Consider the following 10160-nt stretch of genomic DNA (forward strand, 5'->3'; position numbering starts at 1 on the left):
AAATTGGAGGTCTCTTGATGAGAATCGACAAACTCACCACCAAATTCCAGGAAGCACTGGCCGACGCGCAGAGTCTGGCTGTCGGTCATGACAATCAATACATCGAACCCGTTCATGTGCTGTCGGCGCTCGTCGCCCAGCAGGACGGCGCGGCGCGTTCGCTGCTGGCGCGCGCGGGTGTGCATGTGCAGGCGCTGCAAACGGCCCTGAACGATGCCATGACGCGCCTGCCGCAAGTGCAGGGCACCGACGGCAACGTGCAGATCGGCCGCGAGCTGACCGGCTTGTTGAACCAGGCCGACAAGGAAGCGCAGAAACTCAACGACACGTTCATCGCGAGCGAGATGTTCCTGCTCGCGGTCGCCGACGACAAGGGCGAGGCCGGCCGTCTCGCGCGCCAGCACGGGCTGTCGCGCAAGTCGCTGGAAAGCGCGATCGTGGCGGTGCGAGGCGGTTCGCAAGTGCATAGCCAGGACGCCGAAAGCCAGCGTGAAGCGCTGAAGAAATACACCGTCGATCTGACCGAGCGCGCGCGGGCGGGCAAGCTCGACCCCGTGATCGGCCGTGATGACGAAATCCGCCGTTCCATTCAGATCCTGCAGCGCCGCACCAAGAACAATCCGGTGCTGATCGGCGAGCCGGGCGTGGGCAAGACGGCGATCGTCGAAGGCCTCGCGCAGCGGATCGTCAACGGCGAAGTGCCGGAAACGCTCAAGGGCAAACGCGTGTTGTCGCTGGACATGGCGGCGTTGCTGGCGGGCGCCAAGTATCGCGGCGAATTCGAAGAACGCCTGAAGGCCGTCCTGAGCGACATCGCGAAAGACGAAGGCCAGACCATCGTCTTCATCGATGAAATTCATACCATGGTCGGCGCGGGCAAGGCCGAAGGCGCGATGGACGCGGGCAATATGCTCAAGCCCGCGCTCTCGCGCGGCGAACTGCATTGCGTCGGCGCCACCACGCTCGACGAATATCGCAAGTACATCGAAAAGGATGCCGCGCTCGAGCGCCGCTTCCAGAAGGTGCTGGTCGACGAGCCGTCGGTGGAAGCCACCATCGCGATCCTGCGCGGTTTGCAGGAGAAGTACGAACTGCATCACGGCGTCGATATCACCGACCCGGCGATTGTCGCCGCGGCCGAACTGTCGCATCGCTACATCACGGACCGCTTCCTGCCGGACAAGGCGATCGATCTGATCGACGAAGCCGCTTCGAAGATCAAGATGGAAATCGACTCGAAGCCGGAAGAGATGGATCGGCTCGACCGTCGTTTGATCCAGTTGAAGATCGAGCGCGAAGCCGTCAAGAAGGAAAAAGATGAAGCATCGCAAAAGCGTCTGCAACTGATCGAAGAGGAAATCGAGCGGCTGAATCGTGAATATTCGGACCTCGAAGAAATCTGGACCGCGGAAAAAGCGGCCGTGCAGGGCAGCGCGCAGTTGAAGGAAGAGATCGAGAAAACGCGTGCGGAAATCACACGCTTGCAGCGTGAAGGCAAGCTCGAGAAGGTCGCCGAGTTGCAGTACGGCAAGCTGCCGGGTCTCGAGGCGCAGTTGAAGGAAGTGACTCAGGCCGAGGCGAAAGAGCAGAACAACCCGACCCGGCCGCGTTTGTTGCGCACGCAGGTGGGCGCGGAGGAAATCGCGGAAGTCGTCTCGCGCTCCACCGGTATTCCGGTGTCGCGCATGATGCAGGGCGAGCGCGAAAAGCTGCTGCAGATCGAAGAGAAACTGCACGACCGCGTGGTCGGTCAGAACGAAGCGATCACCGCGGTGGCCGATGCGATCCGCCGTTCGCGCGCGGGTCTGTCCGATCCGAACCGCCCGTATGGCTCGTTCCTGTTCCTCGGGCCGACCGGTGTGGGCAAGACCGAGCTGTGCAAGGCGCTGGCGTCGTTCCTGTTCGATTCGGAAGATCATCTGATCCGCATCGACATGAGCGAATTCATGGAGAAGCATAGCGTCGCGCGTTTGATCGGCGCGCCGCCGGGTTATGTCGGTTATGAAGAAGGTGGTTACCTGACCGAAGCCGTGCGCCGCAAGCCGTACAGCGTCATCCTGCTCGACGAAATCGAGAAGGCGCATCCGGACGTGTTCAACGTGCTGCTGCAAGTGCTCGACGACGGCCGCATGACCGACGGCCAGGGTCGTACCGTGGACTTCAAGAACACGGTGATCGTGATGACCTCGAACCTCGGTTCGCAGGTGATCCAGGCGATGGTCGGCGAGCCGCAGGAAGCGGTGAAGGACGCGGTCTGGGAAGAAGTGAAGCTGCACTTCCGGCCCGAGTTCCTGAACCGGATCGACGACGTCGTCGTGTTCCATGCGCTCGACCGTTCGAACATCCAGTCGATCGCGCGGATTCAATTGCAGCGTCTGCATGAGCGGCTTGCCAAGCTCGACATGCAGCTGCTGGTGTCGGACGAGGCGCTCGAGCACGTCGGCAAGGTCGGCTACGACCCTCTGTTCGGTGCGCGGCCGTTGAAGCGGGCCATCCAGCAGGAGATCGAGAATCCGGTCGCCAAGCTGATTCTGGCCGGCAAGTTCGGTCCGAAAGACGTGATTCCGGTCGAAGTGGAAGACGGCAAGCTGGTGTTCGACCGCGTGGTGCATTAAGTGCACTAAGCGCACTAAGCGCAACGCGTTCGGCACAGCCAGGAGCGGCGGTTTTCGCGCCGTTCCCGCCGATGTTGAAAAGCGGCAACGAAGGTGACTTCGTTGCCGCTTTTTTTTGCCTGCCGTGCCTGTTATCAGGCGGTGCCGGGTGACGCCCCGATGACTTAGGCGTTGCCCTTGCCGAACAACGCCGACAGGCCGCCGAGCGCGCCCAGCACGGTCGTCGAATTCAGTTTGCCCTCGGCGGGGACTTCGCCTTCGGGCGTCGCCGCGTTGACGACGTGCGGCAGAATCTGCGACAACAGACCCGTGACCTGGTCCGGTTGCACGCCGGCCTTGGCGGCGAGGTTGGTGACGGTTTCCGAGCCGAGCACGCTGTGCAGCGCGTCGGCTGCAATGGGCTGGTTCTCGCCGTTACTGACCCACGACGTCACGACGTCGCCGAGGCCCTTTTCCTTGAAGCGGTCGATCAGGCCGTTCAATCCGCCCGGCTGGCTGTTGACGAACTCCAGTGCGGCTGAAACGAGGGCTGCTTGCTGGCCACCGCCTTCAGGCGATTTGCCAATCAGGGAACCGATAGTGTCGAGTAGGCTCATGAAGGTCTCTCTTGAATGCCGACCTGTATTCGACGAGTCGGCGGGGTGAAAACGCCGCACGGTTGCGCGGCGCCGGTGGTCGGAAGGCGGGCGGGAGCGGGGCGCGGCTTAGGTGCTCAACCCGTGCATCAACGTGACCGGCACTGTTGCGATGCTGCCGCCGCGCTACCTGATTTAGGTGCCGCCAGAGGCCGCCGCAGCCGATGCGGCCTTGCTCTTCTTCGCTTTCTTCGATGTCTTGGCGCCGGATGCGTCAGCCGGCGCGCTGGCAGCGGCCGTCGTGGCCGGTGCCGACGCCGCCGCATCGGCCTTGCTCTTCTTCGACTTCGACGCCTTGGTGCCGGATGCTTCAGTCGGCGCCGTGGGTGCTGGTGTTGCCGCGGTAGTCGCTGCGGGAGTGGCCGCCGGCGCCGCCTTGGTGCTTGTCGTGCTGCCGATTTTGGCAGCCGCTTTGGCGCCCGTAGGCGGCGTGGACGAGCCGTTGATCGTCAGGCCGGCCGCCTCGAGATTGGTCACGGATTTGGTGCCAATGCCTTTGACGCGGGTGGCGAGATCATCCGCATTCTTGAACGGGCCGTTTTTGGTGCGTTCGTCGATGATCGCTTTTGCATGAACCGGCCCGATACCCTTGACCGATTCGAGTGCCGCCTGATCGGCGGAATTTACTTCGACGGCCGCCGCGAATCCGGCCGACAACGACAAAGCCAAAGCAACGCAAAGCATTAAAAGCTTCTTCAGCATGGCAAGCACTCCATTGAGGGCAAATAGTTAGCCGCTAAGGGACGACACAAACGACTCGGGACGACCCATCCTGTCAGCATTCGCTGCGCTTAAGCATAGAACAAATTGCGCGCCCTTATTTGCGAACGCGGACGATTTATACCGATCGATTCATGACAAGTAAATCAGGGCTGACAATATTTGAAGCTTTTGCCTGGCGATTAAGCTGTTTTGAGTTTATCGATCAATGCGACTCACCATAAATAATGATAACGCCGATAAATGACAGCATCGCCCGCTTGACTTAGAGTGCACTCGAAGTCCTAACCTGAGTTCCGTCATGTCGAAAATGTCAAAAGCACTCACCATCGGCGAGGCCGCCGGGACGATTGGCGTCTCGACCCATACGCTGCGTTATTACGAGCAGGCTGGCCTGATTCGGGCGGTCGGGCGTACGCAGGCGGGGCATCGCCTGTATTCGCCGGCCGATCTCGACTGGCTGCAGTTCGTGATGCGTCTGAAGGCGACCGGCATGCCGATCGCCGCAATGCAGGCGTTCGCGGCGCTGCGGGCAGAAGGCCAACCGACAATGGGCGAGCGCCGCGACATGCTAGTGGCGCATCGGGACGCTGTTTTGTCGCGGATCGCCGAGTTGCAAAGCAACCTCGGCGCGATCATCGACAAGATCGCTTACTACGAAGCTGCGGGGCGGCCCTCCGCGGGGCGGCCATCCGCGGGGCGGCCATCCGCTGAACTGCAACCTGCTGGACCGCAGTCCGCTGATCCCACGGCTGCTGCGCAACCGCCCGCAGCGCGCAAGCAGACCACCCGCGCTCCGACACGACAGATCGACGAAACCCAAGCGCTTTCGCATTCGGAAAAGGACTCACCATGGAACACGCACAGAACGATCGCTACACCCAAGGCTGGAACAAACTGAAGGAAATCGACGGCTCGACCGGCGAGCAGGTAATCGCCGCGCTCGCGCCGATCGCGCCGGATTTCGGACGCCTGTTGATCGAATTTGGCTTCGGCGATATTTACAGCCGGCCGCAACTCGATCTGCGCGCGAGAGAGATCGCGACGATCGCATCGCTGGCGACGCTTGGTTGCGCGCAGCCGCAACTGAAGGTGCATATCGAGGCCGCGTTGAACGTCGGCTGCACGCGCGAGGAGATTGTCGAAGTGTTCATGCAGATGGCGCTTTACGCGGGCTTTCCGGCGGCGCTGAACGCACTGTTCGCGGCGCAGGAGATTTTCGAGCGGCGTGATCGGACGTTGAAGGAGGCGCAGGCGTCGGAGGACACTCAGGCGACCAATCAGGCGGTTTGAAATACAGGGGAGGGCAGACGGCTGTCGAGTGCAGCCGTTCTCTTTCTACCTCGGACGCAACTAACGGTCTGTTATTGCTAGCCACTTCGTCAACGCATCGGCGGCGCGCCTGAAAACCCGTTCTTCATGAACGAGCATTCTCCGGTGGATTCGTGCGTCGCTTCGTTTAGACAGCCCGCGGTTCAGCGCCATCAAACCGCCGAATCCACCCCAACCACGGGCTGGGCGCGCAAATACCGCTTGCTCACGCCGCGCCAGTACAACAGCAAGCCAATGCCTGCAATCGCCAGGCTCGCCGTATTCGCGACCCAGAAGCCGCGCGCGCCGGTCAGCCATTCCGGCGTAGTACCCGAGACATTGAAGCCGAGCAGATAGCCGCCGCCGAGCCCGACGCCCCACAACGCAACCGCATAGATAACGGTCGGCACGACCGCTACCTTGTACGCGCGCAGTACGAACGCGGTCGTGATCTGCAACGCATCGAACAGGTGATAGCACACGACGATCAGCACCAGCGGCATGGCCGCCGCTGCGACTTGCGCATTCGGCGTATAGCCTTCGATCACATACGGCCGCAGCACCAGCACGATCGCGCCATAGCAGCAGGCGATCGCCACGGCCATCATGATGCCGTGCCGCGACAACGTGCGCGCCGCTTCGGGGCGATGCGCGCCGAGCGCCTGGGCGACCAGCGTCGACGAAGCGATCCCGATCGACAGCGGCGTCATATAGAGCACCGCGCCGATGTTGCCGGCGATCTGGTGCCCGGCGAGCGTGGTCGTGCCGAAGCGAGCGATGAAGAGCGCCATGAACGTGTACGAGGTCACCTCGATCAGGTACGACAGACCCATCGGAATGCCCAGCCGCAACTGTGCGGCTTGCCGGCGCCAGACCGGCCAGCAGAAGTGCGCAAAGATCGCAAACGGCTTGAACACGTGGACGCGCATCAACAGCACCATCCCCACCACGGCCAGCGCCCAGTTGATCGCGGTGCTGGCGAGCGCGCAACCCGGGCCGCCGAGCGCCGGCACGCCGAAGCCACCGAAGATGAACCACGTGTTGAGCGGAAACTTGAGCAGCAGCGCGCCGATCTGCAGAATCATCACGAGCCGCGGTTGGCCGACCGCATTGGTGATCGAGCTGTAGACGCGAAATGCGAGGCCGGCCGGCAAGCCGAACGCCAGAATCTGCAGGTAGGCGACCGTGCGCTCATGCAGCGCTTCAGGCACGCGCGCTAACCGCAACACAGGGCCTGGAAAGTAGAGAATCAGAAAGCCGATCACGGTCAGCGCGAGTGCGAGCCATAACGCCTGGCGCATTTCTTCGCCGATCTCGGTGTCGCGGCGTGCGCCGTAGAGTTGCGCGGTGATGGGTTGCAGCGCGGTCAGGATGCCGGTCAGACCGATGTACACGGAAATATAGATAGACGAGCCGAGGCCGAGCGCGGCGAGATCGACGGCCGAATAGCGGCCGACCATCGCCGTATCGATCACGCCGAACGCGATGATCGCCAGTTGGCCGATCAGCACGGGCCATGCGAGCCCGGCGATTTTCCGTACGTCGGCGAACATGGTCAGTCCGACTTCTTATGCCAGCTGCGGCGTTTGACGACCGGCGGCTTCGGACGGTCGATCCGCACGTACAGACGGAAGCGTTCGTCGCGGTCGGCCACGCGGCGGCCTTCCCACACCAGCTTCCAGATGAAGTCCGACATCGCGCTCGGGTCGCCGTAGTCCTGGGTGTCCTGGCGCAGGATCACATCGCAATCCTGGTCGAACGAAAAATGCATGTCGCCGAAATAGGCGAAGGTCGCGATCTGCGCGTTGCCGAGGCGCACCGGCGAGATGCAGGTGTAGTCGTCCGGCAGATGGCTCGCGATCTGTTCGGCGACGTCCTTATAGGTCCGGCTGTAGTTGACGACCGGCAGCCAGAGTGTCATCAGCAGCACCCACATCAGCGTCGTGCCGGCGCTCGAGAGCACCACGCTGCGCCACAGGACTTTCGGATGACGGGCGAGGCGCCACCGCACCAGCACGAACCAGCAGATCGTCACGGCGACCGCGCACACGAACGACGGGACCTTGAACTGCGGCGCAAATCCTGGGGCGAGACGCGCGAGATTGCGGGCGAGCGGATGCGGGAAACCGGTCAGTCCGGCGATATACACGAGCCAGACGAAGCTGCCGAGGATCGTGAAGCTCAGCAGCGCGAACCAGTCGATCGCATTGATTGCGCCGCGTTTGAGCGTGGGCAGCGCGAAGGTGGCCAGCACCGCGAGCGCTGGCAGCAGCAACATGTAAAGCCGGTTCGACTGATGGCTCTGCAACACCACCAACACCAGCAGCGGCCCGATCACCGAGAGCGGGATCGCCACGTGCGGCGCGCGCCGCAGACCGGACCAGCTGAACCATGCCCACAGCGCCAGCGGCCAGGCCGGCCAGGTGAAGAGCGGCAGATTCTTGAGCGCGTAAGCGGCCACCGAACCGGGCGGCCCGGCGAACGACGACAGGCTGACGTGCACCCATTGGTTCAGATACCAGACGGCGTCATCCGGAAAGGCCGCGAGCGCGGCGATCGGCCACGCAACCGACAGCACGAGCGCCACCGGCAAACCGGCCAGCAGCAACCAGCGCGATCGCGCCTCCCGCACGATCAGCGCCATCGCCAGGGTGCCGAGTAACAACGCGCCGACCAGCACCGGGCTGCTGGCGAGCGCGACGAGGCCGAGCGCGAGGCCCCAGATCAGCGCGCCTTGAATCGGCTTGTCGATCATCCGCACGAGCCCATAGACGAGCATGGCGATGCCGAAGAACTGCGCCAGCTGCGGCGTGGTTTCGTGGCCCCGTTCGGCCAGGCCGAAGCAGGCGAGCAGGATCAGCAGGGCGCCGTCGGCGAGGGTGCGGCCGTAATCGCGCGGCTCCGGCTCGCCACCGAATGCGTATTTGAACGGCTGCACTTCGGCACGCCGTCCGAGCAGGTAGGCCGCGTACCAGACGAACGCACAGGCCGCGCAAAACAGCAGGCCGGTAAACACGCGTGACGCGTTGCTCGCATCGACCCACGGCGCCAGCGCGCGGATCGCACTGGCGCCGAGCCAGTAGCCGAGCGGACCGTCTTCCGTCATGTACTTGCCGACCAGATTCGGCAGCAGCCAGTCGTGCGCGTTGCCGTTGGCCATTGTCCACATGACGCCGAAGCCGGCTGCGTCCTCGTTCTTCCACGGATCCCGGCCGAACAGGCCAAAAAATGCGTAGACAATACAGATGGTCAGCAGCAGCCAGCGCGGCAAGGCACTGGTCGCGGAGGCAGTGAGGCGAACGACAGGTCTCATGCGGTGTGTGGATATCGGATAAGCGGTGCAGCCGGGACCGGAGCAAGGTCCGGCGGGAATGGCCAATTTGGAGCATCCGGCATTGTAGTCGTGCCGTGCGATGCGCGTCACGGCCGGTAACGGCTCGCAACGTGATTGGGACGCCTGTAATACAGCGCCGCAACGGACGATGGTGTGCGTGGAAGCGCCCGGTGTGAGGAACGACGAAACGGCGGCAAAAAGCTTGAGGCAAAGGTCGAGACAAAGCTTCGGCCAAGCGGCGGCGACAAAAAAGGGCAGCTCGCGCTGCCCTTTTTTGCTGCTTCGTTGCTGGCCAGGGCCGGCGACGACGCGGGTATTACTTCGCAGCTGCCTTGCCGGTAGCGCGCGTGCCAAACTTCTTGTTGAACTTCTCGACGCGGCCTGCCGTGTCCATGATCTTTTGTTGGCCGGTGTAGAACGGATGCGATTCCGACGACACTTCGATCTTGGCGAGCGGGTAGGTCTTGCCGTTGAATTCGGCGGTTTCACGCGTCTGGATGGTCGAGCGCGTCACAAACTTGAAGTCGATCGACATGTCGACGAACAGGACTTCGCGGTAATCCGGGTGAATGCCTTCTTTCATGGTCTTTCCTTTAATCTGGCGGTAGCCAACCCGCGTGCAGCCGCTAAAAGTGCGGACAGCATCTAGGCGCGAGCCACTTGCCTATGGTCGAAAAACGGCGATTATGCCAGAAAATCAGTCGCTTGACGACCTTTCTGGCGCCTTTTTGACGCCGCTTCGCCCCATTTCTGCCGGCTTTTTGACAGCGCGTTGCCGGGTCAGCCATCGTTTGACGGTCGGTCCACCATGTAGTGGCTTTGCCGTGAACGCCTCGGAGACCTTCAAGCCCCAGCGAACGTCAACCCCACCCGCGCCGGATCCTGGCGGTAATACCGCGCCAGCAACCGGTACAGTTCGGGATACTCCGCCTCGAAGGCTTGTGGCTGGACGAACAATGCTTCGCTGCAAACGGCAAAAAATTCCGACTGATGGTCCGCCGCGTACGGATCGATCAGCGAATCGCGTTCGAAACGGGCCCAGCGCCTCTCCGGCACCGCATCCACTTTGGCGCAGAAGTGGTCGTAGGCATGGTCGAAGACGTCGGCCCATGACTGTGAATCGAGCGGTGCATGCCAGCGGCGCATGAGCGGCGGATGCCCGTCCGCCTCGCCGTTCAGCATGTCGATCTTGTGCGCGAATTCATGAATGACGACGTTATAGGCGTCCGTGCCGCCGGTCATCTGGGCGTCTTCCCACGACAACACCACCGGGCCGCCTTCCCATGCTTCGCCGCTCGCGTCGTGTTCGACCTCGTGCACCACGCCGTCTTCGTCCTCGACCGTCTTGCGGATCACGAATTCGCCCGGATAGACGATCACACCGACCCAGCCGCGATACAGATCGAGGCTCAGGTTCAGCACCGGCAAACACGCTTGCGCGGCGATCGCCACGGTCATCGCGTCGGTCAGCTCGAGCTCGTGGGCGGTTGAGAATTCCTTTTGCGCGATGAAGAGGCTGGTCAGCTCGCGCAGACGCACCAGATC

The 10160-nt window shown here is 62.6% G+C and carries 9 protein-coding genes; 3 read left to right on the forward strand and 6 right to left on the reverse strand.

All coding sequences use genetic code 11. The features are described 5' to 3' along the window. The first annotated feature begins 17 nt into the window (after positions 1 to 17). Positions 18 to 2615 (forward strand): ATP-dependent chaperone ClpB, encoded by a 2598-nt coding sequence (clpB, locus tag QOC89_RS23400; protein ID WP_323047193.1) that lies wholly within the window; start codon positions 18 to 20, stop codon positions 2613 to 2615. A gap of 164 nt (positions 2616 to 2779) precedes the next feature. Here clpB and QOC89_RS23405 read toward each other — a convergent pair whose 3' ends face one another. Further along, complete coding sequence (locus QOC89_RS23405; RefSeq protein WP_323047194.1) at positions 2780 to 3211, reverse strand: YidB family protein; 432 nt, start codon at positions 3209 to 3211, stop codon at positions 2780 to 2782. Positions 3212 to 3385: 174 nt separating this feature from the next. Further along, positions 3386 to 3952 carry a ComEA family DNA-binding protein gene (locus QOC89_RS23410; RefSeq protein ID WP_323047195.1) on the reverse strand — a complete coding sequence of 189 codons (567 nt, stop codon included), beginning with the start codon at positions 3950 to 3952 and terminating at the stop codon, positions 3386 to 3388. A gap of 319 nt (positions 3953 to 4271) precedes the next feature. On the opposite strand from QOC89_RS23410, the gene QOC89_RS23415 reads away from it, so the two are divergent. Next, on the forward strand, positions 4272 to 4871 hold the full coding sequence (locus QOC89_RS23415; protein ID WP_323047196.1) for a MerR family transcriptional regulator: 600 nt from the start codon (positions 4272 to 4274) through the stop codon (positions 4869 to 4871). Continuing rightward, positions 4823 to 5263, forward strand: coding sequence for a carboxymuconolactone decarboxylase family protein (locus tag QOC89_RS23420; RefSeq protein ID WP_323047197.1), 441 nt, complete (start codon positions 4823 to 4825; stop codon positions 5261 to 5263). Before QOC89_RS23415 ends, QOC89_RS23420 begins: the two co-directional genes overlap by 49 nt. 191 nt (positions 5264 to 5454) lie before the next feature. Here QOC89_RS23420 and QOC89_RS23425 read toward each other — a convergent pair whose 3' ends face one another. The 4 genes from QOC89_RS23425 to QOC89_RS23440 form a co-directional block, all read right to left on the reverse strand. Then, positions 5455 to 6834, reverse strand: a complete 1380-nt coding sequence (locus tag QOC89_RS23425) for an MATE family efflux transporter (RefSeq protein ID WP_323047198.1) — start codon at positions 6832 to 6834, stop codon at positions 5455 to 5457. Between the two features lie 2 nt (positions 6835 to 6836). Then, entirely contained in the window at positions 6837 to 8594 is a 1758-nt protein-coding gene (locus QOC89_RS23430; protein ID WP_323047199.1) for a glycosyltransferase family 39 protein, read from the reverse strand. Between the two features lie 337 nt (positions 8595 to 8931). Beyond that, positions 8932 to 9198, reverse strand: a complete 267-nt coding sequence (locus QOC89_RS23435; protein ID WP_028196650.1) for a type B 50S ribosomal protein L31 — start codon at positions 9196 to 9198, stop codon at positions 8932 to 8934. A gap of 260 nt (positions 9199 to 9458) precedes the next feature. Continuing rightward, positions 9459 to 10160 (reverse strand): M90 family metallopeptidase (locus QOC89_RS23440; protein ID WP_323047200.1); only part of this gene is annotated, 702 nt, incomplete at its 5' end.

Source organism: Paraburkholderia sp. (assembly GCF_034668105.1).
Classification (GTDB): domain Bacteria; phylum Pseudomonadota; class Gammaproteobacteria; order Burkholderiales; family Burkholderiaceae; genus Paraburkholderia.

Bases quoted from the DNA above. Each gene is read 5' to 3' on its own strand.
- clpB (WP_323047193.1), top strand. From the start codon at position 18: ATGAGAATCGACAAACTCACCACCAAATTCCAGGAAGCACTGGCCGAC.
- QOC89_RS23405 (WP_323047194.1), bottom strand. From the start codon at position 3,211: ATGAGCCTACTCGACACTATCGGTTCCCTGATTGGCAAATCGCCTGAA.
- QOC89_RS23410 (WP_323047195.1), bottom strand. From the start codon at position 3,952: ATGCTGAAGAAGCTTTTAATGCTTTGCGTTGCTTTGGCTTTGTCGTTG.
- QOC89_RS23415 (WP_323047196.1), top strand. From the start codon at position 4,272: ATGTCGAAAATGTCAAAAGCACTCACCATCGGCGAGGCCGCCGGGACG.
- QOC89_RS23420 (WP_323047197.1), top strand. From the start codon at position 4,823: ATGGAACACGCACAGAACGATCGCTACACCCAAGGCTGGAACAAACTG.
- QOC89_RS23425 (WP_323047198.1), bottom strand. From the start codon at position 6,834: ATGTTCGCCGACGTACGGAAAATCGCCGGGCTCGCATGGCCCGTGCTG.
- QOC89_RS23430 (WP_323047199.1), bottom strand. From the start codon at position 8,594: ATGAGACCTGTCGTTCGCCTCACTGCCTCCGCGACCAGTGCCTTGCCG.
- QOC89_RS23435 (WP_028196650.1), bottom strand. From the start codon at position 9,198: ATGAAAGAAGGCATTCACCCGGATTACCGCGAAGTCCTGTTCGTCGAC.